General features: G+C 60.7%; 22 protein-coding genes and 1 tRNA gene. 7 read left to right on the forward strand and 16 right to left on the reverse strand.

All coding sequences use genetic code 11. The features are described from left to right. Window positions 1–24 precede the first annotated feature (24 nt). From NW862_RS07560 to NW862_RS07575, 4 genes are all read right to left on the reverse strand, one after another. Window positions 25–261 carry a DUF2949 domain-containing protein gene (locus tag NW862_RS07560; protein ID WP_414332517.1) on the reverse strand — a complete coding sequence of 79 codons (237 nt, stop codon included), beginning with the start codon at window positions 259–261 and terminating at the stop codon, window positions 25–27. 206 nt (window positions 262–467) lie between these two features. Further along, entirely contained in the window at window positions 468–1,268 is an 801-nt protein-coding gene (locus NW862_RS07565) for a hypothetical protein (RefSeq protein WP_414348174.1), read from the reverse strand. Between the two features lie 98 nt (window positions 1,269–1,366). After that, window positions 1,367–2,110 carry a low-complexity tail membrane protein gene (locus NW862_RS07570; RefSeq protein ID WP_414332513.1) on the reverse strand — a complete coding sequence of 248 codons (744 nt, stop codon included), beginning with the start codon at window positions 2,108–2,110 and terminating at the stop codon, window positions 1,367–1,369. 35 nt (window positions 2,111–2,145) lie between these two features. Beyond that, complete coding sequence (locus NW862_RS07575; RefSeq protein WP_414332511.1) at window positions 2,146–2,364, reverse strand: NAD(P)H dehydrogenase subunit NdhS; 219 nt, start codon at window positions 2,362–2,364, stop codon at window positions 2,146–2,148. A gap of 104 nt (window positions 2,365–2,468) precedes the next feature. Between NW862_RS07575 and NW862_RS07580 the strand changes: the two genes are divergently transcribed. Further along, window positions 2,469–3,059: an FHA domain-containing protein gene (locus NW862_RS07580; RefSeq protein WP_414332509.1), complete on the forward strand. Its 591-nt coding sequence runs from the start codon at window positions 2,469–2,471 to the stop codon at window positions 3,057–3,059. 1 nt (window position 3,060) lies between these two features. Here the strand turns inward: NW862_RS07580 and NW862_RS07585 are convergent, their stop codons facing one another. From NW862_RS07585 to NW862_RS07615, 7 genes are all read right to left on the reverse strand, one after another. Continuing rightward, window positions 3,061–4,509 carry a cation:proton antiporter gene (locus NW862_RS07585; protein WP_414332577.1) on the reverse strand — a complete coding sequence of 483 codons (1,449 nt, stop codon included), beginning with the start codon at window positions 4,507–4,509 and terminating at the stop codon, window positions 3,061–3,063. Window positions 4,510–4,846: 337 nt separating this feature from the next. After that, window positions 4,847–5,518, reverse strand: a complete 672-nt coding sequence (pth, locus tag NW862_RS07590; RefSeq protein ID WP_414332575.1) for an aminoacyl-tRNA hydrolase — start codon at window positions 5,516–5,518, stop codon at window positions 4,847–4,849. A 99-nt stretch (window positions 5,519–5,617) separates the two neighbouring features. Continuing rightward, complete coding sequence (locus NW862_RS07595; protein WP_414348176.1) at window positions 5,618–6,547, reverse strand: restriction endonuclease; 930 nt, start codon at window positions 6,545–6,547, stop codon at window positions 5,618–5,620. 112 nt (window positions 6,548–6,659) lie between these two features. Continuing rightward, window positions 6,660–6,731, reverse strand: a tRNA-Met gene (locus NW862_RS07600). A 102-nt stretch (window positions 6,732–6,833) separates the two neighbouring features. Then, complete coding sequence (locus tag NW862_RS07605; protein WP_414332507.1) at window positions 6,834–8,288, reverse strand: DASH family cryptochrome; 1,455 nt, start codon at window positions 8,286–8,288, stop codon at window positions 6,834–6,836. Window positions 8,289–8,300: 12 nt separating this feature from the next. Beyond that, the gene (locus tag NW862_RS07610) at window positions 8,301–8,615 is read right to left on the reverse strand and encodes an HU family DNA-binding protein (RefSeq protein ID WP_414332505.1); all 315 of its coding nucleotides are present in this window, start codon (window positions 8,613–8,615) and stop codon (window positions 8,301–8,303) included. Window positions 8,616–8,653: 38 nt separating this feature from the next. Continuing rightward, window positions 8,654–8,851 carry a cytochrome b6f subunit family protein gene (locus NW862_RS07615; protein WP_414332503.1) on the reverse strand — a complete coding sequence of 66 codons (198 nt, stop codon included), beginning with the start codon at window positions 8,849–8,851 and terminating at the stop codon, window positions 8,654–8,656. A gap of 152 nt (window positions 8,852–9,003) precedes the next feature. Between NW862_RS07615 and NW862_RS07620 the strand changes: the two genes are divergently transcribed. Continuing rightward, window positions 9,004–9,447, forward strand: coding sequence for an ATP-binding protein (locus tag NW862_RS07620; protein ID WP_414332501.1), 444 nt, complete (start codon window positions 9,004–9,006; stop codon window positions 9,445–9,447). A 3-nt stretch (window positions 9,448–9,450) separates the two neighbouring features. Here NW862_RS07620 and NW862_RS07625 read toward each other — a convergent pair whose 3' ends face one another. Next, window positions 9,451–11,124, reverse strand: coding sequence for a DUF3352 domain-containing protein (locus NW862_RS07625; protein ID WP_414348179.1), 1,674 nt, complete (start codon window positions 11,122–11,124; stop codon window positions 9,451–9,453). 139 nt (window positions 11,125–11,263) lie between these two features. Further along, the gene (locus NW862_RS07630) at window positions 11,264–11,797 is read right to left on the reverse strand and encodes a hypothetical protein (RefSeq protein WP_414348182.1); all 534 of its coding nucleotides are present in this window, start codon (window positions 11,795–11,797) and stop codon (window positions 11,264–11,266) included. A gap of 156 nt (window positions 11,798–11,953) precedes the next feature. Here NW862_RS07630 and NW862_RS07635 point away from each other — a divergent pair, with 156 nt between their 5' ends. Then, on the forward strand, window positions 11,954–13,306 hold the full coding sequence (locus NW862_RS07635) for a histidine phosphatase family protein (protein WP_414332493.1): 1,353 nt from the start codon (window positions 11,954–11,956) through the stop codon (window positions 13,304–13,306). Window positions 13,307–13,308: 2 nt separating this feature from the next. Then, the gene (locus NW862_RS07640; protein WP_414348184.1) at window positions 13,309–14,661 is read left to right on the forward strand and encodes a dihydroorotase; all 1,353 of its coding nucleotides are present in this window, start codon (window positions 13,309–13,311) and stop codon (window positions 14,659–14,661) included. Here NW862_RS07640 and ileS read toward each other — a convergent pair. Next, window positions 14,644–17,409: an isoleucine--tRNA ligase gene (ileS, locus tag NW862_RS07645; RefSeq protein WP_414332573.1), complete on the reverse strand. Its 2,766-nt coding sequence runs from the start codon at window positions 17,407–17,409 to the stop codon at window positions 14,644–14,646. The genes NW862_RS07640 and ileS overlap by 18 nt on opposite strands. Before the next feature lie 526 nt (window positions 17,410–17,935). Further along, on the reverse strand, window positions 17,936–18,676 hold the full coding sequence (locus tag NW862_RS07650; RefSeq protein ID WP_414332489.1) for a hypothetical protein: 741 nt from the start codon (window positions 18,674–18,676) through the stop codon (window positions 17,936–17,938). A 272-nt stretch (window positions 18,677–18,948) separates the two neighbouring features. Between NW862_RS07650 and NW862_RS07655 the strand changes: the two genes are divergently transcribed. Together NW862_RS07655 and NW862_RS07660 are read left to right on the forward strand one after the other, a co-directional pair. Further along, a complete protein-coding gene (locus NW862_RS07655; RefSeq protein WP_414332487.1) occupies window positions 18,949–19,320 on the forward strand; it encodes a rhodanese-like domain-containing protein in 372 nt (123 codons plus the stop codon). A 356-nt stretch (window positions 19,321–19,676) separates the two neighbouring features. After that, a complete protein-coding gene (locus NW862_RS07660; RefSeq protein WP_414427076.1) occupies window positions 19,677–21,470 on the forward strand; it encodes an aminopeptidase P family protein in 1,794 nt (597 codons plus the stop codon). Here NW862_RS07660 and rlmN read toward each other — a convergent pair. Then, entirely contained in the window at window positions 21,444–22,550 is a 1,107-nt protein-coding gene (gene rlmN, locus NW862_RS07665; protein ID WP_414332483.1) for a 23S rRNA (adenine(2503)-C(2))-methyltransferase RlmN, read from the reverse strand. The two genes, NW862_RS07660 and rlmN, sit on opposite strands and share 27 nt — an antisense overlap. A gap of 241 nt (window positions 22,551–22,791) precedes the next feature. Here rlmN and NW862_RS07670 point away from each other — a divergent pair, with 241 nt between their 5' ends. Further along, window positions 22,792–23,424, forward strand: coding sequence for a chromophore lyase CpcT/CpeT (locus tag NW862_RS07670; RefSeq protein ID WP_414332481.1), 633 nt, complete (start codon window positions 22,792–22,794; stop codon window positions 23,422–23,424). The last annotated feature ends 114 nt before the right edge of the window (window positions 23,425–23,538 follow it).

Below are 23,538 nucleotides of genomic sequence, written 5' to 3' on the forward strand. Positions count from 1 at the left end.
ACCTTGGGGCTCTTGCCCCTTTTCTCAGCCGAGGGCCTCATCTCGGAGCAGCTCGGCGCCGCTAGATACTCTCTCCCAGAACTGGGCCAAGTGTTGCAGGCCCACGAACCCCAACTGCCAGAGGATCAAAGCCAGGGGGCCGTGCTGCTGCCGCTGGATCTTCAGGGCCAAGGCCAGTTGTTTGGGCTTGAGGAGCTGTTGCTGCTCGGCAAAGCGGCAGAACTGCCGATCCCATTGGCTGAGGGCTTGTAAATCCGGCATGGTCGGTTCCATAGGCTTGGCTGGACAAGAAACGCATGGATTGAACGTCAGGGGTCGGGATCTCTGCAGGAATCTTGAGGATCTTTTTGTGGATCCCTTTCAATGGATTTCTTCCAGGGTAAGCGCTCCCCTCAGCTCTCCCCAAGGCGGGTCAGGGCAGAGGGCACTGAGCTTTGCCGCAGAGCTGGCTTACAGGTGCTGTTGGGCTAGCTCCAGGGATCGTCCTCGAAGGGGCTGTCCTGCCAGTAGCCACCCGACTGGGGGAGAGGAGACTGTTGGGGTGGTGGGTAGACGATGGGAGTAGAGGGCGGCGGTGTGGGGATGGGAGTCGGCTTTTCCATATCCTCAAGCCGCGGCAGGTCGGCAGGCTTGGGTTCGACACCGAGGTTTCTCAGCTTGGCTTGCGTTTCTTGCACCTGAGCATTGAGCTCTTCTAGGTAGGCGCGATAGTGGTTGGCGGCTTCTAGATACTGCTTGGCTTTCTTTTCGTTTTCGTGGACAACCGCCTCCAGCTCTTTGGTACGAACGGTGTAGTCGGCCTCTTGGTTGGTGAGGTTTTCGATGGCCTGGTTGAGCACAGCCCGCCGGCGCTCCAGTTGGGCCACGATCTCCGACAGTTGCCGTTCCCGCTCGCTGAGGCTGCGCTCGCGGTTTTGGGTTTGTTCCAGTTGAAAGCTGGCTTGGCTCAGCTGCTCTCGCAAGTACATCACTTGCGGCTCTGTCTCGTTGCGCTCCTGCTGCAACTCAAAGACCCGTGCTTCCAGGTTGTCTTTTTCCTGCTGCAAAACTTCCCGCTCATGCAAAAGACGGGTGTAGAGCTGGTTGAGGAAGTCCACCTCCATCACCACCTGGCTGAGCTGGGTGGCGTATTCCCCAACCAAAGCCAACTCCCGCGCGAGGTTTTGGGTTTCGCTGGTGGCTTGCTCGGTGAAAAACTGGGGAAGTTGGGTGGTTTCTCTGAGGCGTTGGGTGAACTGTTTGAAGCGGAAGGAAAAGTTGCTCGCCATTGCCGGTGCGGTAGCCTCGAAGATCAGGGGAATGCCGATGGTTCGGTTTCACAGTGTGTTGTCTGGATTGACTCCAATCTAACATCGAGCCACAACCCTTAGGTGGGATCGAGGGGAGTTTCAGGGGCCGGCAGGGCAACTTCTGCGGAGGGATCCCGTTTCTGGGATTCGGGTCGTGGGTCTCCTGCCACTTCATTGCCTTGACTGCCTTTAACCTTGTCTCCTGGTTTTTTCAAGTCGCCTTCAGAGAGGTGGCGCAGCAGCCGTTGCAGCAGCGGGATGTGGCGATCGCCGACGACGGAGAAGCGGCTCTCGATCTCCTCAGCAGGGATGGGATCCAGTTGGGCCAGCTCCGGCTCGCTGAGGAGGAGCACCCGTATGGCGGCAAGGGGGATCTGCAAGAACAGGTTGGCCCCCCAAAATCCAAAGGCGGCTACGGCCAGGCCGGCTAAGCGGGTGCCGTTGCCAGGGGTGAGGGGGGCAAAGAGGGGGGCAAAGTCGTAAAGGCGCTCACCGATTTCCAGCATCAGGATTGCCGCCAACAGCGTCAAGATCTTGTGTTCGGGGCTGAGGAAGGCAGCCAAGATGCGGCGTTGGTCGGGGGTGAGTTCCTCTGGGGGAACAGAGGCCACCAACAGGCTGAAGATGTCGAACGGTTTGCGCCACTGCATGGCAAAGACCGGCGCAATGCCCACCACAGCTACCCAAGCTTGCTCCACCCCCACCGGGAGGAGGGGATCCCCCGTGGCCAGCCCGATCAAGGTCAGCCCCACCCACAGGGGGAAGGCAAGGATCCCGGCGGCGTGGATCCAGAGGAAAGGTTCCTGCCAATGGCTGCGCATGGGTGGGTTCTGGGGGGATCGGAAAAAGAACAGAGCTAGGGGCGGGATTTGTCGATCACTTCCAGTTCTGTGAGGCGGAAGGTGACCAATTTATCCCAGTTGCCGCCTTCAAAGAGAACGGCGGCGTGGTCGTCGGTAACCCGCTGCACTTGTCCTTCAAAGAGGTAGTAGGTGTCGTTGGGATTGATGACCCGCACGGCAACGCCGGGGTAGATGGGGGGCAGGTCTTGGAGAAGAGATGGAGTTGCAGTCATGGTTGCTGTTAACAATCCTTACCGGTGGGGAAACCCTACCCTATCATTATGGGGGAAAGGCCCTCTCTTGCCGAGCCTTTCTCTGGCAAAGCAGACCCCAGACAATGTCTACCGACGCAAAGTCTTTCCCATCCCAGGTTTGGCACGTGCTGGTCATCGATGATGAGCAGGGACGGCGGGCGGTGGCCCTCAGCGCGGCCACTTACTCCATCGGCAGGGATCCCGGCAACGCCATTGTCATCCATTCGGCGGCTGTTTCTCGGCAACATGCGCTGCTGCTGCGGCTACCCCAAAAAGACGGCCAGTACACCTACCGGCTGTTGGACGGCAATATCGAAGGCAAGCGCAGCACCAATGGCATCTCGGTAAACGGGCAGCAATGTTTGAGCTGGGATCTCAAGGACGGGGATCAGATCCAGTTGGGGGATCAGGTGCGGATGCAGTATTGCATTCGCCGGTTGTCGGACGAAGATTTTCAGCGATATCTCCAGTCGGTGAGCTTTCGCAGCGTGAAGACGGAGGTGGTGGATCGGCGCTCCACAACGATGCAGCGGTTTGAGCCGCCCTCGCTGCAGGTGATTTTGCCCCAAGAGGAGAGGACGGAGAAGGTTGAACACGTGGGCTCCCGCCGTCGCAACCCGTTGCGGCTGCTGTTCCAGACGCTCTGGGGGCGTTTGGGGAGAAAGCCGAGGTGATTTAACCCTCAGGAATGCCCACCTGCTCTGAGTCTGAGCGCGCTGATGGGGTTTCGACGCGGTCTTGCTCTGATGCTTCTGCCTGCAGATCCAGAAGGGAAGGAGGAGAGTCTGCTGCCCCGGGCAAGACTCCCCGCAGCCAGAGGGGGGCGATAAAGGTGGTGGCGATCACCATGACGATGATGCTGACGTCCAGGGCATCGGAGAGAACGCCGCTGGTGGATCCCACGCCGGCAAACACCAGGCCCACCTCGCCGCGCGGGATCATGCCCACGCCAATGGCATAGCGGTTGATGCCCGGCTTGCCGAACGCCCCCAGGCCGGCGGCCAGCTTGCCCACAATCGCAACGCCAATCAAGAAGACGGCAATGATCAGACCCTCGCGGTTGGCGGGGAGGGTGGGGTTGAGCACGCCGAGTTTGGTTCGGGCCCCGACGCAGACGAAGAAGATGGGCACCAGCAGGTCAGAGACGGGTTTGATCTGCTCTTCCAGCTCTTGCCGTTTCTCGGTTTCGGCCAGAATGAGGCCGGCGGCAAAAGCGCCCAAGATGGCCTCCAGGTGGATCACCTGGCCCACGTAGGCCAACAGAAAAGCCAGCACAAGGGCGGGCAAAAGCGGGTTGCCGCGGGTTCTTAGGTTGTTAAGGAGGGCTACAAAGTAGGGGCTGAGGAGGCGCCCCAAAACAATGGAGCCGACCAGAAAGACGATGGCGCTGACGATGATGAGGCCGATATCGGCTAGGTCAACCTCCCCGGTTTTGGCCAAGCCCGCCACCACGGCCAAGATGATGATGCCCAACACGTCGTCCAGGACGGCAGCGCCGATGATCACCTGCCCTTCGGGGGAGGTGAGTTTTTGCAGCTCGGCCAAGACGCGGGCGGTAATACCAATGCTGGTTGCTGTGAGGGCGGCCCCGGCAAATACCGCGGGGATGGTGGGCACATGAAACAGGTAGAGCAAGCCCAGTGTTCCCGCCAGGAAGGGCACAGCAACACCGATGACGGCTACGGCTGCGGCCTGGGGGCCGACTCGCAACAGCTCGGCCAGATCCGATTCGAGGCCAATTTCAAACAAGAGGATCACCACCCCGATTTCCGAGAGGGTGTCGATGATCTGGCTTTGGGCGGAGAACACCGGCACCAGGGATCCCTCGTCGAGGCCGGCAGTGGTTTGCAAAAATTGCATCAGGGCTGAGGATTGAGCCAAGGTATGCAGCTCTTGGCCGGAAACTGGCCCCTCTGGGAAGACGAGCAACCCCAGGGCAGAGGCTCCCACCATGACGCCCCCCAGCAACTCTCCCAGCACGGGGGGAAAACTCAGGCGAACGGCAATTTCTCCGGCAACGCGGCTGGCCAGGTAGATGACCACCAGAGACATCAGCACCGCTACCAGGATCAGAGGGGCAAGATTGGCGTCCACGGGAGCAGCAGCTTCGACGGCAAGCAACATGGGATCCGGGCAATTCAACAGCAAGATCTCAACCTCAGGTGGACTGCTTTGGGTCTTGTTTTCGTCTTGGGCTGGCACGAGCAGCATCGCTTGGCCAGAAGACTGTTACAAAGGCTAACCCTCATCGGGATCCGCTTGCAACGCTTACATCGGCACTTTGTTCTGCTCAGGCCCATCTCTGTCGAGCGGAGCAGCCTGGAACTAGGCCCGGTTCCATCTGTAGATACTCCAGATAATTAACACTTATCTGGAGTATCGCTTTCCCGACAGAATTGCCCGCTCTCTTGCCAGACAAGACCACACTCCCTCAAAACCGGCAATCGAGGGGAGCCACTTTTTAACCTTCGCACTTTGAGGTCGCCCGCTCCTCACGGAAAGTCCTGCTTGGGCCCAGGGGAGGATTTTGTCCATCTCGCTCGGACGTTGGCCCAGACAGATCTAGGGGATTAAACCGGTTCATGGCCGTCATCAGCCCCTCTTGCAAACAGCACTCCACCGCCTCTACCGCCGTATCCAACACCTGCTCCAGCACCTCTTGTTCTGCAGGGGCAAATCCACCCAACACATGGCCAATCACATCTTCGCTGCCCTTGGGTTTGCCCACCCCCAAGCGTAGCCGCGGCAACGCCTCGCTCCCCACGTGCTGAATGATGGACTTCATGCCGTTGTGTCCGCCGGCAGAGCCGGATCCCCGCAGTCGCAGGCGACCCAGGGGCAAGTCCATATCGTCGTACACCACCAACACCGCGGCGGGATCCAGTTTGTACCAGTCCAGCACTGCCCGCACCGCTTGGCCGGAACGGTTCATGTAGGTCTCCGGCTTGAGCAGGCGCCGCTTGCCCCCCAGAACAAAACCTTCTCCGTAGCTGCCTTGGAACCGCTTTTCCAAAACCAACGGGATCCCCCAGCGCTGCGCCAGCCGATCCAGCACCATAAAGCCGCAATTGTGGCGGGTATCGGCATATTGTGGGCCGGGATTGCCCAAACCCACAATGAGCTGCAAAGCCATCTCATCGGTTCCCTTGGTCTTGACCTGAGTCACAGCGCTTTTCGCCTCCTCGGGCTAGGTTGTGTTGATCTTAACGTTAAGACAGAGTTGATGCAGTTATCAGATGCTCTCTTCAAAATAATCACTATCGACCTTCTTGACCGGATACAACGAAACCGTAGATACGCCAACATCGTGCTCAATCATTAAATTTGTCAGTTGTTCGCCGTCAATCAAAACAATCTTGCTGCCGATTTGAGAAACGTAACTGCGAGCATCATCGGTAAATCTGGAGGTAGTCATAAAAATACCCTTGTTTGCTCTTTGAGCCTGTAAGGCTCCTACAAACTGCATGACATCAGGACGACCTACCGGATTGCTATCCCAGCGCTTTGCCTGAATATACACAACATCAAGACCGAGTTTATCCTCTTTTATGATCCCATCAATTCCGCCGTCACCGCTCCTGCCGATTGCTTTTCCCGCATCTACCCGTGAACCTCCGTAGCCCATTTTAACCAGCAGTTCCACAACGACCTTTTCGAAGAAGGCAGGAGATGCTTTCTTGAGCCTGGCAAGCAGTTCATCAGCCAGTTTATCGCGGAGATTTTTATACGCATTTTCTAGTTGCTCTAATGGTGTTTCTGGTGAAATCTCTAACGACTCTTTTCGTTCGGTTGCCTTGTCAGCGCTTCTTGTGCCCTTGAGCCTCTCAAATTCTAGGAACTCAGGATATTGCCTGAGCAACTTTACGTTGATGGTCTTGGGCTGCTTTTTAAGAAGATCTCTGCCGCGGTCGGTGATTTGGTAGAATCCTCTGCGCGTTGCTTCAAGCAGCCCTGCCTTTTTCAGATAGGTTGAGGCCCAGCCGACGCGGTTTATAAAAGTTGGCTGTACACCGCTCGGCAGCATCTCCCTGAGATCCTCCTCTGTGAGGCCCAGTTCTTTTGCCAGAGCTTCAACGGCCTCACTGGTTGAGATTTCAGTTCCTTCGCGTGCTGCAAACTGGAGCAGCGGCAACAGCAAGCTCTGGTAATCCGGAACGGCCATCTGCAGAACCGATTCTCAAGGCAGGGATCCCAATATACTAACCAAGCCCCTACCGCAACCCAGCTATGGTGTCTGGCAGGCTGGGAAGCCTTGGACAAAGGTTGAGCGTGGATGGCTCAGGCGTGATTTGAACACGCGACCAAGGGCTTATGAGTCCCCTGCTCTACCGCTGAGCTACTGAGCCGAGACGGCGCTTAACTAGAATAGCACCGTTGGGCTGGAACTGCTTCTTGAAAAATCACCTCAGCCCCCTTTGCCCTCTTGGGAGAAATTGGGAAGCCAACGCTCACCGCGAGGCCAGGGCAGCTTCGTAAACCCGTCGATTGGCCGCGAGGGATTTCTCCAGATCCACCACAGGACGAGGGTAGTCCACTCCCAAGCGAACCCCAAATTGCTTTTGCTCGGCAGCGGTGAGGCGATAGGGCTCGTGGATTTTGTCCCCTGGGATCCCGGCCAATTCCGGCAACCAGTGGCGCAGATAGTCTCCCTTGGGGTCGTACTCGCGAGATTGCTTGGGGATGTGGAAGTAGCGGAAGCCGCGGGCATCATTCCCTACACCGGCAGCGTAGTTCCAGTTGCCGTAGTTGCTGGCCACGTCGTAGTCGATCAACAGCGACTCAAACCACTCAGCGCCCATGCGCCAGTCGATGCCCAGATTCTTGGTCAGAAAGCTGGCCACATTCTGCCGTCCCCGGTTGGACATAAAGCCGGTAGCCGCCAGCTCCCGCATGTTGGCATCCACCAAGGGGTAGCCCGTCTCGCCCCGGCACCACGCCTGAAAGCGGGGCCAATCCTGCTGCCAAGGGATGGGGATCCCCTGGATCCCAGAAGGACGGAACAGTTTAGCGCCGTGCTTGGCCAAGACAAACCGAAAATAATCTCGCCACAGCAGCTCGAAGACCAGCCAGTCGGTGGACTCATTGCGCACCCGCTCCTGTTCATAACGCTTGACTTCGGCATAGACGGTGCGAGGCGAGATACAGCCCAAGGCCAACCAAGCAGACAGCCGCGAGCTGTCGTTGGGATCCAACATGCCGTTGCGGGTTTCCTTGTAGATGCGCAGCCGATCCAGATCCCAAAAGTAGGTTTGCAGGCGGGCCTGGGCAGCGGTGCTCCCACCGGTGTAGGTGAAGCGGGCGCGGCGATCCGGCGGGGGCAAACTCAGCCCTAGCTCGGCCAGAGTAGGCAACGGGCCGGGATCCAACCCCGACGGCAGGGGGGGAAGAGAAGGAATGGGCAGGGGATCCCGGATGGGGGTGCTCCCCTCGACTTGCTTGCGAAAACGGGTGAACAGCTCCGGCAGTTGGGAAAGACCAAAGGGGAGATCCTCAGGGTGATAGAGGGTGTGGCCCCACTCCAGGTGCAACCGGATCCCCAGCAAAGCCTTCTCAACAGCAGCCGTCACCTCTGTCTCCTCGGTGCCCACCTCCTCATGGGCATAGACCGCCTTCACCCCCCACTCCCGTGCCAAGCTGGGGATCACCTGCTCCGGCTGGCCCCGGCGGATCACCAAATCCGAGCCGCGCGCCCGCAACTGCTGCCGCAGATCCGCCAAACTCTCCAGCAAAAACTGAGCGCGGAAAGGGCCGGTTCTGGGGCGGAGTACCAAGGAAGCCTGACCGAACTGGCGGGGATCCAAACAATACAAGGGAATCAGGGGAGATCCCTGTTGGCAAGCCCGCGTCAGCGGCTGGTGATCCAGCAGGCGCAAGTCGGTGCGAAACCAGAGCAGGACGGTCATTCTGCAGCTACCCTAGACGGATCCCGCAGACTCAGACTTAGGCGCCCGTCCCAGCTCAGGGCTGGGAACAAAATGGGGCACATTGGCAGCCGGGATGTAAATGGGAGCCTTGGTGCGCGGGTGGTAGGTTTGCCGGGCAGGACGATGGCGCAGCGAGAACGTGCCGAAGCGAGACAGCCGCACCGAACCGCCCTGGGCCAGGCATTGACTGATGCTATCCAGCATAGCCTCCAGAGCAGCAGCAGCCAGCTCCACCGTCAGGCCATCCACCTGGGCGGCCATCTGGCGGGCCAGCAAACGGCGATTCAAATGGGGAGGAGGAGCCACCAACCAACCGTCCAGACAACAGCAACACAGACAGGGGCCTAGAGCGCTTCCAGCTCGCTCTCAAAAAACCAGTGTCGAGAGCGATCAGGAAACTCCAAAACGTAGCCGACACCGCTGCCATCGACCACCCGCCGGGCCAGCACCACAGCCTCTTTGCCCACCAGAGCGCTGACATTTTCTTGCCCGCGATCCCGGACACAGCGAACTTTAACCTTGTCCCCAACTTTGATTGCCATAGCCGATTGGGCGTAACCGCGAAGAGACTCGTTACTCAAGATGGTACGGCAAAAGATCCCTTGCCGAGATCTGGTCACCCCTCTGCTGGGGTTGACACCGATGGGATTGCTAGAATGGGTGAAGAGCGCTGTGCCCCGGGAAGACTGCCTCCGTGATTGCCCTTTCCCTCAAACCCGCCCATTGCTCCTGGAGCGTTATCAGCTTTCCCTCCACCCTTTACACCCAACCGGTTCTCGATCTGTTGATCTCAAAAGTTCCTCCCCCTTGGCGGGCAGAGGTGCGCCTGGGCTTACAGGAAGCGATCATCAATGCCGTCCGCCACGGTAATGGCCTCGATCCCAACAAGAAAGTGATCATCGAGTACGCCAGCTCAGAGCCGTTTTACCAATGGCTGGTGCGGGATCAAGGACCTGGCTTTCGTCCCCAATGCAAGCTCAGCCGCTGCCAGCGCGGCATCTTGGAAACCGAAGAATCGGGCCGGGGAATGTTTCTGCTCACCCAAATCTTCGACTTTGTCGAGTGGAACGAAGCCGGCAACCAGGTCTATCTGGGCAAGTACATCCCCGCCAACTGCCGGGATCCCTGGATAGTCTGACCCTCAATACCACTGCCAAACCAGCTTGCCCATTTGGGTGATCTGGCGGCCCCGCTCCGGGTAGGGAGCCTCAGAAACCGTCAGGGCTGTGGTGGCAAAGGCAAAGCGCGTGGACGACCAGCGGGATCCCTTAAGTAGCGTGCTTTCCAGCAGCAACCCCAGCGATCCATATCCATAGCCCAGATTGCGGTGGGGCAGAGGAGCCACCACCTTGCGCCAGGCGCGGTCGGCAGCCAAGGGGGGATCCGCGAGGGCCGCCTCCAAAGCCGCCAAGGAAGAGGCCAGGTAGGAATAGCCTTTGTGGTCGGCGTGATACACCTGCGCCAGCAACGGGATCCCTGGCGGCGTTTGGGGGAGAGACAGGGCTCCTTCTTCCCCGCTGACCTCCGGCGGCCCACCGCCAGGGATCTCCGCTCCAGAGGCGGAGCGGCTGGGCTGCAAAGGCTTGGGTTGAGCCCAAGCGGTGGCGGTGCCGCGCTGCATCGGGAGAGAAACCACCTGCCAGCCTTGGGCGCGCGCCCGCTCATCCAGGTCGGAACCCGGCTCGTCCGGCATCTTACCCACCCACAGCCAGGCCGGATCCCGGTCGCCGGGCAAAAGGGCAAAGGCAAACTCCCCCCGTTCCGGCAACAGACGTTGCCAGTCCAGCTTCACCTGAGATTGTAAGCGCTGCAGCCATTGGCCGGGATCCACCCGCCACCCCAGGGGGCTCAGAGGCCGGATCTGCCCCAAGCTCTGCCAAACCGAGGCCAGGTGAGCTCCAGAAACCAGCGCCAAGGTCTCGTCAGGCAGATGCTGAATGATCTCCGGACGAAAAGCTTCTGCCGCCGGCAAGGAGAACTCAGCAGGCGCACGCCAGAGGGCAGCACTTTCGGCCACCAAGCCCCGGAAGTTCACCCCCAGTCCCAGCCCCACTGCCTGCAACGTCAGCCCGTCCGGAGCAACCGCTTCCGGGTTTTGCCAGAAGGCCCAACCCACATGCGCCTCCTGCAGCGGCTCGATCACCTGCTGAAACAGGGGCTGAGCCACCAGAGACAACTGCGGCAATTGCCAAGCATCGATGGCAGCGCGAATGGCCGCCGGCTGCTCCGCCAACAACACGTACTGCTCGCCAAAAACAGCCGCCGAGAACCCCTCCAGGCCCGGAATCGGGCTGGACACCACCTGAATGCCCTTGTAAGTGTCCACCTGCACCGGTATCCCCGCCAAACTCTGCCGTTCCCACAACAGGTTCAGCTCAAATTGAGAGACTGCCCGATCCCGCGTCTCCAGGGCCACCAAAGTCCCCCCCTCCGGCAAGCTGGCCAAGAGCGTGCTTTTTCCCAGCCAGGGCCGCACCTCCCGCTCAAAATCCAGAGCTGCCCCGGCCAGTACAGATCCCAGCCAACCCGGGCCTTCGGCGGAGAAAAACTTTTGCCATTGCTGACGGGCGGCGCGTCGTTGGGGGGCAGGGGTTGCAGCTTGCCAAAACGCTTGCACCTCGTCGAGGGGAACGGCCAACAGCAGCAAAGCCTCGGTAGAACGGGGGGCCAAACCCACAATCGGCGGCAGTTCCGGGTGGGCCAGCAACAAAGCCACCGGGCTGCGGGTGAGCAGCCACACGACAACCCACACCAGCATGGCGGCCAGAAGGCCCAACCCGATCAAGATCCCCCGCAGGAGTTGCCGTTGTCCCATATCCCCTCTCCAGCCTGACGGCAGCATTCCAGCACCGCCTAACCATCTTACCTGTGAGGGGAGAGTTGCTTGTCTCTCCTGGCCTCAGCCGGGATCTGACGAAGATGCTTCTGGCCGATTCTGCAACATCCAGGCCAAGTTATTGCCCGTCACCGCTCCATCTAGGGTGCTCCGGATCAGCAGCAAGGCCACTGCCGCCCAAACGTTTTCTGGCCAGTTCCCCAGCACCTGCTCTGCCAACTGGCCCAGCCCGAAGGCCGTGATCCACGTGGCCATCCACAGCCACGCCGTCACCTGAGCGCAGGGCCAGCCATTGCGCCAAGCCCAAAATCGCTCCTGCCACCACCACCCCCAGCCAAGCATTGCCCATTTGTTGCGTCAGCCACAGGCCGGCGCCCGTCGCCACAGCCCAGCCCAGAGCAGTTGCGCCCACCCAGGCCACAGCCTGCTCCGTCGAGAGCAAAATCCGGGATCCCAGCGCCAGCCCCTGGCCGATCCCCACCCCCAGCCCGCGCGAAAAACCCAGCACCAGGCCCAAGAGCAGCAGCGGCGGACGGAAAAACTGACTCAACATCACCACGACCAAGGCAAAGAGCACCAGGCCGGCCCCCTGCCCCAACAACGTGGCCAATGTCCATTCCAGCCAAAACCTCTGCCAATGGGAACGCAGCATGGTAGCTCTCCTCCAAGGTGGCCAAGATGCCCTCACGATAAGCGGCAGCCAACCGAAACAACCCTCAGTCTGCAACCCAACCGGTAATTGGCCAAGGCAAGCACCGCCCAATGGCGATACTCTAGAAGGTGTTCATGAGTGGGTAAAGTGCAAGCGATGGCTCAGCCTGCCCTGCGCATCTTGATCGTGCGCCATGGTGAGAGCACCTTTAACCTGGAAAATCGCATTCAAGGCCGCTCCGATCTCTCTCGTCTGGCCCCCAGCGGAGCAGTGCAGGCGCAGCGCGTCGCCGCAGCCCTGGCCGGGATCCCGTTGGATTACGCCTATTGCAGTCCCCTTTCTCGCGCCCTCGATACCGCTCGCATCATCCTGAAAGAGCGAGAAGGGATCCCTCTGCAGATTACCGAGCAACTGCGAGAGATCGACCTGACGGCTTGGGAAGGGCTGACCTTTGCCGAGGTGAAGGAGAAATACCCCGAAGACTACCATCTGTGGCGGCACCATCCCGACAGCCTGGAGCTGCAGGGGCGCTTTCCGGTGCGGGATCTCTGGCAGCAGGCGCGGGAGTTTTGGCAAATGCTGGCCGAGCACTTGCAATCTGCTGCCCGAGCAGAGTCCGCCCCAAGCCAGACCCTCAATATCCTCGTTGTGGGCCACAGCGGCATCAATCGCGCCTTGGTCAGCACCGCCATTGGCCTGGGGCCACACCACTATCACCGTCTGGGGCAGGATAACTGCGCCATCAGCGTGCTCAATTTCCCTGAGGGCCTGCAGGGGCCGCCGCAACTGGAATCTTTGAACATCACTGCTCACCTCGGCCCAGCTCTGCCCAAGCGCAAGCAGGGGATCCGCATCTTGCTGGTGCGGCATGGGGAAACCCAATGGAACCGGGAGCGCCGTTTTCAGGGGCAGCGGGACATTCCCCTCAATGCCACCGGGGAAGAACAGGCAGCCAAGGTGGCAGAATTTTTGGCCACTCAACCCCTGCAACTGGCCTTCTCCAGCCCCCTGAAGCGCCCCTGGGCCACAGCCGACGCCATCTGCAGCAACCACAGCAACCTGATCTTGCGCCCCATGCCCGACTTGCAGGAGATCTGCCACGGCGACTGGGAGGGCAAGCTGCAGAGCGAAGTGGAAGCCGAATACCCCGGCGCGCTGGAGCGCTGGCAGCGGGATCCCGCCAGTGTGCAAATGCCCAACGGGGAAAACCTTGACCAGGTGTGGGCGCGGACTCGCTCGGCCTGGCAGGAGCTTTTGGCCATCACCGCCGCCCAATTTCCCCAAGGCACAGCGGTAGTTGTTGCCCACGACGCCATCAACAAGGCCATCATCTGTCAGTTGTTCGACCTTTCCCCACAAGCCTTTTGGATCTTCAAGCAGGGGAACGGTGCCATTACGGTGATCGACTACCCAGAAGGTAAAGAAGGCGCCCCGGTTTTAAAGGTGTTGAACCTCACCACCCACCTGTCCGGCCAGATCCTGGACTGCACCACCGCCGGAGCTTTGTGAAGATGGGGCCCTCTCTGTTCCCCCCTGAGCTGCTGGGAAAAGACGTGCGCCTCCGAGCAGTGCGCCTGCTGGATCCCTTGCGCCAGCGGGAGGAAGTGACCGACGTGTGGTTGCAGGAAGGTCGCCTCCGGGCCAGCGAGCCGGCAGGGATCCCTGCCGAGATCCCCACCCTTGATGGCTCCGGTTGGGTTCTAGGGCCGGGTTTGCTGGATCTGTACGCCCACAGCGGCGAGATGGTTGGCAACGGTCTATCCCACAGCCGCGAGACCCTGGCCTCTTTGGCTGCAGCGGCTTTGGCGGGAGGCTTCGCCCAGGTGGCGCTTCTGCCCGCCCCCCCGCCCGGAACCGGCTGGTTTCCGGTGCTGGATCGCCCAGAGCACCTGAACCGCTACCCCCGCCAACCTGGGGATCCCCGCTGGCTGCCCTTAGCTGCCCTGAGCGTGGGCGGCCAAGGAGAAACCCCGACCCCATGGGGAGAACTGGCGCAAGCAGGAGCGGTTGGCTTTGCGGAGGTTCAGCCGCTGCGCTCCTTGGCGCTGCTGCGGCGGGCTCTAGAATATCTGCGGCTGGAGAACAAGCCCCTGCTGCTTTGGGCCTGGGATCCCAGCTTGGCCGGGCAAGGCAGCCTCTACGAAGGGATCTGGGCGCTGCGCCTGGGGCTGAAAGGGATCCCTGCCAGTGCCGAAACAGCCGCTCTGGCCCGCCTGTTGGAGGTGATCAGAACTGTTCCTTCCCCCCCGCCGGTGCACATCATGCGCCTGAGCCAAGCCCGCAGCCTGGAGATGATCCAGCAAGCCCAAGCCGAAGGATTGCCGCTGACCGCCAGCACCTCCTGGATGCACCTGATCTTGTCCGAAGAAGCCGTCCGGGAGCACCGCTACGATCCCCACCTGCGTCTTTTGCCCCCCCTTCCCAGCGCCGCCGACCGCGCGGCTCTCGTCGCCGGGATCCGCTCCGGCAGCCTGGGGATCGCCACAGATCACCACCCCTACACCTATGAAGAGAAAACCCTGCCCTTTGCCGATGCTCCGCCAGGGGCGATGGGCCTGGAGCTGGCTCTGCCGCTGCTGTGGCAGCATCTGGTGGCAACCGGATCCCTGACCCCCCTGCAACTGTGGTCGGCCCTTAGCTTGTACCCGGCCCGCTGCCTCAACTTAGATCCGCCCACCCTCACCCCCCACAGCAACTGGGTGCTGTTTGATCCCGCCCACCCGTGGACGGTTTCTGCCGCCACCCTCCACTCCCGATCCCACGCCACTCCCTGGCTAGAGAAGCCCCTGCGCGGCAAGGTGTTGTACACGCATATCGAGCACGCTTGCAGCCAACCCACCCCGGCATTAAAACTCCCCAGCTAAGGCGGCTACACAGCGCTCGCACAGCTCTGGGTGTTCGGCAAACTCGCCCACGCGGGTGGAATAGTTCCAGCAGCGCACGCATTTTTTCCCGTCCGCCGGCTGAACGGCAACCTGCAGGTCTTCCTCTCCAGGGTCGGCCTTGACCAGCTCGACTTGGGAAGTGATGAACAAGTAGCGCAGCTCTGCCGCCCGCTCTTCCAAGAGGGAGTACAGATGGGGATCCGCCACCTTCAAGATCAGTTTGGCCTCGGTGGAAGCGCCGATGACCTTGTCGGTGCGGGCTTGCTCCAGCGCTTTGTTCACCTCCTGCCGCACCGCCCGCAGCTTTTCCCAGGTGGCCGCCAACTGGGGATCCCGCCAGTGCTCTGGCAGCTGCATCCAGCCCCCTTCAAACACCGAGCGGGTAAGCTTGGGGTAGGGAAGGTAGCTCCAGATCTCTTCTGCGAGGTGGGAAAGCACTGGAGCGATGGCCTTGGCCAAGTTCTCCAGCAACAGCGACAGCACCGTCTGGCATTGCCGCCGCCGCCGGCTGCGGGCATGGCTGATGTAGAGGCGATCCTTGCCGATATCCAAGTAGAAGTTGGAGAGATCCACCACGCAGAAGTTCTGAACCGCCTGGAAAAAGCGGTAGAACTGGTAGCTTTCAAAAGATGCGGTGATTTCCTCTCCCACCTCCTGCAGGCGGTGCAAGATGTAGCGATCCAACTCCGTCAACGCTTCAAAAGGAACAGCATCCTGCGCTGGGTTGAAATCATAAAGGTTGCTCAGCAGAAAGCGGGCCGTGTTGCGGATCTTGCGGTATATGTCCGCCATCTGCCCAAGGATGGTCTTGCCTATCGGCACATCGCCGGAGTAGTCCACACTGGAGACCCACAGCCGCAGCACATCGGCGCCATAGGCGGGATCCGTCTGGGGGTTGCTGCCGCCGTTGATGAGCACCAGGGGATCGATAACGTTGCCCAGGGATTTGCTCATTTTTTGGCCCTTTTCGTCCAGCACAAAGCCGTGGGTGAGCACTGCTTTGTAGGGGGCACAGCCATTGACGGCCACGGAAGTCAGCAAGCTGGACTGGAACCAGCCCCGGTGCTGGTCGGAACCTTCCAGGTAGAGATCCACCGGGTAGCCCAGCCCCTGGGCCTTGGCCACCGCCGCCCAGGAGGAGCCGGAGTCAAACCAGACATCCATGGTGTCTGTGCCCTTGCGGTAGGTGCGGCCATTGCGGCGGTACTGCTCCGGCAACAGCTCTTCCACCGGCCGCTTCCACCAGGCGTCGGATCCCTCCTGGGCAAAGATGGCTTTGATGTGCTCGAGGGTCTCGGCCGTGAGCAGAACCTCGCCCGTCTCTTCGTCGTAGAAAACAGGGATGGGCACACCCCAAGCCCGCTGGCGGGAGATACACCAGTCGGAGCGCTCTTTGACCATGGCGGTGATGCGGTTTTCCCCTTCCGGCGGGATCCAGTTCACGGTTTTGATGGACTGTAGGGCCAGCTCTCGGAAGCCGGCTACAGACGCAAACCACTGCTCCGTGGCCCGGAAGATGGTCGGCTCCTTGGTGCGCCAGTCGTAGGGATATTTGTGGTTGTAGGGTTCTTCCTTGAGCAGGGCGCCGGCAGCCTGCAAGGCTTTGATCACGGCCAGGTTGCCGCTGGTCTCCGGCTTTTTGGAGAGCACATCCAGCCCGACAAACTGGGATCCGGCCTCGGCGGTGAATCTCCCCTGCTCGTCCACAGGGCTGAGGATGGGCAGGCCGTACTTTTGGCCGGTTTTGAAGTCGTCTTCCCCGTGGCCTGGCGCCGTGTGGACAATGCCGGTGCCGGACTCGGTGGTGACGTAGTCTCCCAAAACACAGAGACTGGCACGGTCAAAGAGGGGGTGGCGTCCCTGGCAGTATTCTAAGGCGGATCCCGGCAGCGTGGCCTTGACCTCTAAGGGGGTCTCCAGGACTTTTCCCAGCCGCTCTCGCAAATCGGCAGCAATCAACAGCAGGCCGAAGCGGGGAGACTCCACCACCGCATAGGTGAGCTTGGGGTTGAAACAGAGGGCCAGGTTGGCCGGGATCGTCCACGGGGTAGTGGTCCAGATGGCCACCCGCAAGCCCGGCAGAAAAGGCTCCAAAACCGGCTGCGCCGCCGGGCTGAGGCTCTGCAGAGGAAAAGCCACGTAGATGCTGGGGGAGACGTGGTTGTCGGGATATTCCAGCTCTGCTTCCGCCAGGGCCGTCTGCGAGCTGGGGCTCCAGTGGACGGGCTTGAGGCCGCGGTAGATGTAGCCTTTGAGGGCCATCTGGCCAAACACCTCGATCTGGGCTGCCTCGTACTCCGGCGAGAGGGTCAGGTAGGGCCGATCCCAGGATCCCCATACCCCCAGCCGCTGAAAGCTGGCCCGCTGCACGTTGACGTAGTGCAGGGCGTACTCTCTGGCCTTTTGCCGCAGTTGCAGGGGGGTGAGGCTTTCCCGCTCCTGGGGGGAGAGGCTTTGCAACACCTTTAGCTCAATGGGCAGGCCGTGGCAATCCCAGCCGGGCACATAGCGCACCTTGCGCCCCCGCAGAATGTGGTACTTGTTCACAATGTCTTTGAGAATCTTGTTGAGGGTGGTGCCCATGTGGATGTCGCCATTGGCATAGGGCGGCCCATCGTGCAACACAAAGGGATCCCCGGGATTGGTTTCCGACAGACGCTGATAGATCTGTTCTTCCTGCCAAAAGGCTTGGATGGCGGGCTCCCTCTTGGCGGCCTCCGCCCGCATGGGAAACTGAGTTTGCGGCAGGTTGAGGGTACTTTTGTAGTCCACGGCAATTTGAGCAGGCTAAAGGGCGTCCTTCTATCCTACGCTGTTGCTCTCTCCTCAGCGCTGCCTCCTGACTTCCCCCTTGTTGGAGCCCTCTTGGGGAGAAGGGATCCGGCCCGCCACCTTGGTAAAGATTTGTGCTAGCCTCAGGATGTTGTTGAGTAAGGGAGGTTCCTGCGGATGCCAGACAGTAGTAGTTGTAAGGGTCGTCAAGTTGGGTTCAGCCGGCTGTGCGCCGGGGCTGTTCTCTAACGGCCTGAACTCAGATCCTTAGCTTGCTGAGGAGTCTTCGCGTTCTGGCTCGCTTGGAGTTCCTCCCGGCAGTCAGGTTCCAGTTGAAGGCCCGCTAGGCCGCTCTCTCCCGGATCGCCTGTTATCTCCTAGGCGGTGGGAGAGAGCGGATAGTTTTTTGTAGGTTTTCGACGACCGCAGGGGCTTGGAGTCGATATGTCCTACAAGGCTCCCTTGAGAGACGTCGGCTCCCTCAGGGTTGAATGGTAAGACGCCGGCTCTCGACGACAAGGCCACTTTGGTTGACCAGCATCACTGAGATCCACTCAGCCCCTGCTTCTGGAGGGGCATCCGCCTGCAGGAAGAGCCCGCCCGCCTGCAGAGGTTCGAGGGCAAACGAGGTCAGATCCAGGTAGCTGGCCGCGGCCACGGGCCGCTCATCGACAGCGCCCAGCAGCAAGGACTGGGTGAGGGGTTCTGCCACAATGGCCTGCAGCGAGTAGGTGGATCCCGGCTTGACCACCTCCGGCAACTCGAAGGTGACGGTGGGAGGTGCTGAGCCGGAGGTGAGGGTGCTGGCCTCCCGCAGTACTTCTTGGTCTACGAGCAGCAGTTGTCCTGGATTGGCCGCATCCGGGCGGTAGCGGTTACGCACCAGGGCGGAAGCCTTTACCTGAAACTCCCCCCGCGCTGAAGCTTGGGATCCCTGCACTTGGCTGGCGATCTCGGCCACGATCTCAGGGCCCACCTGCCGCCAAGAGACAATTTCCGCCGAGTAGGTCAACTGGGGATGGGCCTCCCATAGCTTGCCAATGGCCTCTTCCACCCCCTGCCGATCCAGGCCGTCGCGGTGGCGGAAGTCGGGGCTGTAGCCGGCCATCACCCCCGGCAAGTCGCGGCGGTTGGCAGCGTCCATTTGCTCCTTCAGCCACTCCACCAGGGGAGCCGGTGCCGGGGCGGAGACCTGTTTTTGGAGCCCGCTTTCCAGAGGCATGGGGGCAGCCTGGGCCGGTGCCTTGCTTGGGAAAGGGATCCCCCAGCTCAAAGTCAGAGCAAGGAACCCAAGCAGTTGGGAAAGGGTGAATCGAGAGCTCAAACTGGGGGCCTCCGGCGGCAAATCTGCCCTTAGTTTAGCTTGCTGAGGATCGAGGTTTTGAGGTTTCCGAGTCCAGGTTGGCCATGGGGGGAGCGATTTTGAGGTTTGGCGTTGCCTCACTGGATTGGGCCTGGGTTTATCCTGGGAGCTGGGTTCTCTGCGAGGTGTGCATGGCGTCCCACCACTCCCCTGCTTTCCTGGCTTTGGTTAACGAGGCCAAAAGCCGCATCCAAGAGCTCACCGTTGAACAGGTGAGGCAAAAACAACTGCAAGGGGATCCCTTCTACTTGGTTGACGTGCGGGAAGAGTCGGAGTGGCAGGCCGGCCACATTGTCGGCGCCATTCACTTAAGCAAAGGCATCATCGAGCGGGATATCGAGAAGGTGATCCCAGACAAAGAAGCAGAAATTGTCCTCTATTGTGGTGGCGGCTTTCGTTCGGCGCTGGCAGCTGACAACCTGCAAAAGATGGGCTACCGCCGCGTGATCTCCATGGACGGCGGCATCCGCGCTTGGCGAGAGGCCGGCTTTCCCGAATCCTAGCCCTCACCCCCGACCCCTCTCCCTCAGGGACGACCCTCACCCCCAACCCCTCTCCCTCAGGGACGACCCTCACCCCCAACCCCTCTCCCGGAGGGAGAGGGGAGTTAGAGCGGTGCGTTCGCGACGGCGTTCAATAACGAGGTAGCCAGCCGTTTCGGTGCTGGTTGGGAGAAGCAGTGCGGCAAGGGTTGCACCCGATCGCTGAAAAACGCGGCGCGGAAGCCCTTGGCTCCTGCTTTGGAGTTGAGCAGCGGCCCCAGTAGCCGCTTCCTCTATGTTCCGTCTGCTTTCCCAGGGTAAAGAGAACTATATTGGTCTCTAGGGCCATCGGCCCAGATCTCCCTCTTGTCCTTGCCATGCTCCAAACCCTGCCCCGTTCGGAGATTGTCACCCGTTTGCAGCAGTTGCGCCAGCTTTTGCAGGAACAAAATCTAGATGGTTTTTGGGTGCCCTCGGCTGATGAGCACCTCAATGAGTATTTGCTGGAACATCGCAAGCGGCGGCAGTGGATTACAGGCTTTACCGGCTCGGTGGGCGATGCTCTGATCAGCCAAGACAGGGCCTGGCTGTGGGTGGATCCCCGCTACCACGAGCAGGCGGAGCGGGAGGTGGATCCCAACCTGTTTACCGTCATCAAAGGCGGCCTGCCGGATCAGCCCAGCCTGATGGAGATCGTAGAAGAGCTGGGATCCGGCTTTCGCCTAGGAGTGGATCCCTTCACGGTGTCAGTGGCCAGCTACCGGCAGTTGCAGACCCACGCCCAAGCCGGGGGGGTGCTGCTGATTCCAGTGGCGGAAAACCCCGTGGACAAGCTGGGATCCCGTCAGGCCCTTTCCGATCAGCCCATCTATCCTGTCCCTGTCCACCTCTGCGGGGCTACTGCCAGCGACAAGCTGGCCCAGGTGCGCCAGGAGATGCGCCGCAAGCGGGTGGGATTGTTGCCCCTAACCAAACTGGATCAGGTGGCCTGGCTGTTTAACCTGCGCGGCTCTGACATCCCCTACAACCCGGTATTCTGCGCCTACGCGCTGGTCGGCCTGGAGAGGGCTGCCCTGCTTACTGACCTGGAGCGCCTCACGCCCTCGGCTCGGCAAATGCTGGTGGAAGCCGAGGTCGAGCTCTGGCCTTACGAGGCTTACCCGGAACAGCTGCCCCAGTGGGCCAAGGGCTACGGGCCGGTGGGATTGGATCCCAAGCAAACCACTCAGGGCACGCAAGAGCTGCTGCAAGGGATCCCCTGTCGCGAGCTGGATCACCCCGTGGATCTCCTCAAGGCGGTAAAAAACCCCACCGAGCTGGAGCAGATGCGGCTGGCCAACCGCAAGGCCAGCCGGGCCAAGATCCGCACCCTGGCCTGGATTGACCGGCAAATTCAAGCGGGGATCCCCATCAGCGAAGCCGATGTGGCTGCTGTTATGGAGGCCCACTACCGCGAGGAAGGGGATTGGGTGGGCCTGAGCTTTAACACCATCGCCGGGGCCGGCGCCAACAGCTCCATTGTCCACTACGGCACCCCCGATCCCCAGAAGTTCTTGCAGCCAGGCGAGTTGTTTTTGTTGGATTCGGGATCCCACTACCTGGGGGGCACCACCGACGCTACCCGCACCATCTGGATTGGCTCGCAACCGGCGGATCCCCTGTGCCAGCGGCGCTATACCGAGGTGCTGAAAGCCCACATCCAGTGCGCCCGCCAGATCTTTCCCCCCGATACCTACGGCGTCTCCTTGGACGGCATTGCCCGCTCCAGCCTCTGGCAGGCAGGGCTGGACTACGGCCACGGCACCGGCCACGGCGTCGGCGCCTTCTTGAACGTCCACGAGGGGCCCAACGGGATCCACCGCCGCGCCAGCACCCCCTTCAAGGTGGGTATGATCACCAGCATCGAGCCGGGCTACTACCAGCCGGGCTGGGGTGGGATCCGCCTGGAGAATCTCTACGAGGTGATCCCCATCCCGGAGCCGGAGGGCTGGATGGGCTTTCGTTCCCTGACTTGGATCCCTTTTGATGGGCGCCTGATCGACTGGGATCTCTTAGACGAGGCGCAACGGGCTTGGCTTGATGAGTATCACCGGCAGGTCTATGCCATCCACCACGCCACCTTGTCAGAACAGGATGCCGCCTGGTTAAAGCGCGCCTGTGGACTCAGTTGATGTACTCGCGCAAGCGTTGCCCGGCAAATCCCGTGGCAAAGAGCGCAGAAAGGATCCCCGCAGTTGGCCGCAGGCGGCATTGCCATCCAAGCCACGGGTTTGGCGCACACTGGCCTGCACCTGGTGCTCTTCAAGCTGGCGGACAAACGCCTCGACTCGTGCGGGATGGGGGCGTTGATAGTCGGCTTCCGAGATGGGGTTGTAGGGGATCAAGTTCACGTGCAGTTGCACCCCTGACCGGCTGGCCTGCTGCAACAAGTGCGCCAGTTGGCGGGCATGAATGGGCAGATCGTTCACCCCAGACAGCAGGGTATATTCAAAGCTGACTCGCCGCCCGGTGCGCCGCATGTAGTCGCGGCAATCCTGGATCAGAGCCTCCAAAGGGTAGTGGGTTGCCGCAGGGATCAACCGCTGCCGCAGCTCTTGATTGGGGGCATGCAGGCTGACCGCCAGAGTAATTTGCAGATCCTGCTGCGCCAGCCAGGCAATTTGCCGAGGTACACCCACCGTCGAGAGGGTGATGTGCCGTTGGCCGATGCCGATATCTTGGTTTAGGCTGCGGATGGCTTGCACCACCGTATCGCGGTTGAGCAGCGGTTCCCCCATGCCCATAAAAACCACGTGGCTGACACGACGGCCAAAATCTTCCTGCACCGTCAGCACCTGATCCAAAATCTCGTGCAGCTCCAGGTTGCGCCGGTAGCCCATCTTGCCGGTGGCACAGAAATCACAAGCCATGGGGCAGCCCACCTGAGAAGAGACACAGACCGTCAGACGCTTGGCCGTTGGGATCCCGACCGTTTCGATCAACTGCCCATCCGCCAGCCCCAGCAGAAACTTCACAGTGCCATCGCGGGCCTCTGTCCGTTGCACGATGCGCGAGCGCCCCACCGGGTAGTTTTGCACCGCCTCCCGCCAAGCTTTGGGAAACACCGTCACCTGTTCCAGGGAGCGGATCCCTTTTTGGTAGATCCAAGTGTGCAGTTGTTGCCCGCGATAGGCCGGCTGTCCTTGGGCAACTGCCCAGTCTTTCAGGGCAGATAAGGATTGCCCCAGCAGAGGAGTGGGTAGGGCCGACATCAGTCCATCTCAAACGAGCTCTCAAAAGGTGGTCTGGCTCCTCCACTCTAGCCTGTTCCCGTGACCCGACCCCCTTCCCACCAGCGCGTCGATGAGGTGGTTCCCTCTTGCCCAAAAGTACTAGAGTGTATTTCTGTAGAGCGTGTTGTAGAGGATCCGAAACAGTAAGGACTACGTCCCGCTGACGCGAAAGAGAGCCCTCGATCTGCATCTTTTGAACCCATTAAACCCATCTAAACCTATGTCTGTCTCCCCGCAACTGGCTCGACTGGCCACCTGGATGGCAGGCCACTTCAATAACCTACAACAGGCGATCGCCGAGCCCGTCTGGTTCGCCAATATTCATGTGTACCAATGCCCCTTGCCTTGGTCGGTGTTGCAGGGGGTGGGGTTTTATGTGGAGCAACTGTACGATATTTACCCTGAACAGCCCTACCGGCAGCGGGTGATCCACCTCTTCGAGACCTCAGAAGGGATCCGGATTCAAAATTATGCGCTGACGGCTCCTGACTCCTACAAGTGTGCCGGTCGAGAGTTGCAGAAATTGGCCAGCCTGACAGCAGCCGAGTTGGAACTCTTGCCCGGCTGCATTACTCAGGTGGAATGGACGGGATCCTGCTATCGGGGCCGCAGCGTGCCCGGCAAAGGCTGTATTGTCGAACGCAAAGGCAGAACCACCTACCTGTACAGCGAATTTGAGATCGGGGCCGACTACTTTCACAGCTTAGACCAAGGGCGGGATCCCCAGACCGATCAAGTGATCTGGGGATCCCTGTCGGGGCCTTTTCGGTTTGTCAAAAAACAGGATTTTTCCGGGTACCTGCCGCAGTGGGCTGAGGAGCTGAACCATAAAGCTGTTGGAGCGACTGGTTGAGCGGCTGCAGGCGCTGAGGATCCCGTTCCCCCCGCCGGAGCTCTCGGCAAGAGCTGGTCTGGCTAACCCTGCGGCTACTGCCGGCTTCTTGGGCTCTGGAGCCATGGGGGCAGT

The organism is Synechococcus sp. H55.8 (assembly GCF_047462375.1).
Lineage (GTDB): Bacteria > Cyanobacteriota > Cyanobacteriia > Thermostichales > Thermostichaceae > Thermostichus.

Coding starts and splice junctions, on each gene's coding strand:
- NW862_RS07560 (WP_414332517.1), bottom strand. CDS start 261: ATGCCGGATTTACAAGCCCTCAGCCAATGGGATCGGCAGTTCTGCCGC.
- NW862_RS07565 (WP_414348174.1), bottom strand. CDS start 1,268: ATGGCGAGCAACTTTTCCTTCCGCTTCAAACAGTTCACCCAACGCCTC.
- NW862_RS07570 (WP_414332513.1), bottom strand. CDS start 2,110: ATGCGCAGCCATTGGCAGGAACCTTTCCTCTGGATCCACGCCGCCGGG.
- NW862_RS07575 (WP_414332511.1), bottom strand. CDS start 2,364: ATGACTGCAACTCCATCTCTTCTCCAAGACCTGCCCCCCATCTACCCC.
- NW862_RS07580 (WP_414332509.1), top strand. CDS start 2,469: ATGTCTACCGACGCAAAGTCTTTCCCATCCCAGGTTTGGCACGTGCTG.
- NW862_RS07585 (WP_414332577.1), bottom strand. CDS start 4,509: ATGTTGCTTGCCGTCGAAGCTGCTGCTCCCGTGGACGCCAATCTTGCC.
- pth (WP_414332575.1), bottom strand. CDS start 5,518: ATGGCTTTGCAGCTCATTGTGGGTTTGGGCAATCCCGGCCCACAATAT.
- NW862_RS07595 (WP_414348176.1), bottom strand. CDS start 6,547: ATGGCCGTTCCGGATTACCAGAGCTTGCTGTTGCCGCTGCTCCAGTTT.
- NW862_RS07605 (WP_414332507.1), bottom strand. CDS start 8,288: ATGACCGTCCTGCTCTGGTTTCGCACCGACTTGCGCCTGCTGGATCAC.
- NW862_RS07615 (WP_414332503.1), bottom strand. CDS start 8,851: ATGGCAATCAAAGTTGGGGACAAGGTTAAAGTTCGCTGTGTCCGGGAT.
- NW862_RS07625 (WP_414348179.1), bottom strand. CDS start 11,124: ATGGGACAACGGCAACTCCTGCGGGGGATCTTGATCGGGTTGGGCCTT.
- NW862_RS07630 (WP_414348182.1), bottom strand. CDS start 11,797: ATGCTGCGTTCCCATTGGCAGAGGTTTTGGCTGGAATGGACATTGGCC.
- NW862_RS07635 (WP_414332493.1), top strand. CDS start 11,954: ATGGCTCAGCCTGCCCTGCGCATCTTGATCGTGCGCCATGGTGAGAGC.
- NW862_RS07640 (WP_414348184.1), top strand. CDS start 13,309: ATGGGGCCCTCTCTGTTCCCCCCTGAGCTGCTGGGAAAAGACGTGCGC.
- ileS (WP_414332573.1), bottom strand. CDS start 17,409: ATGCGGGCGGAGGCCGCCAAGAGGGAGCCCGCCATCCAAGCCTTTTGG.
- NW862_RS07650 (WP_414332489.1), bottom strand. CDS start 18,676: ATGCCTCTGGAAAGCGGGCTCCAAAAACAGGTCTCCGCCCCGGCACCG.
- NW862_RS07655 (WP_414332487.1), top strand. CDS start 18,949: ATGGCGTCCCACCACTCCCCTGCTTTCCTGGCTTTGGTTAACGAGGCC.
- NW862_RS07660 (WP_414427076.1), top strand. CDS start 19,677: ATGCTCCAAACCCTGCCCCGTTCGGAGATTGTCACCCGTTTGCAGCAG.
- rlmN (WP_414332483.1), bottom strand. CDS start 22,550: ATGTCGGCCCTACCCACTCCTCTGCTGGGGCAATCCTTATCTGCCCTG.
- NW862_RS07670 (WP_414332481.1), top strand. CDS start 22,792: ATGTCTGTCTCCCCGCAACTGGCTCGACTGGCCACCTGGATGGCAGGC.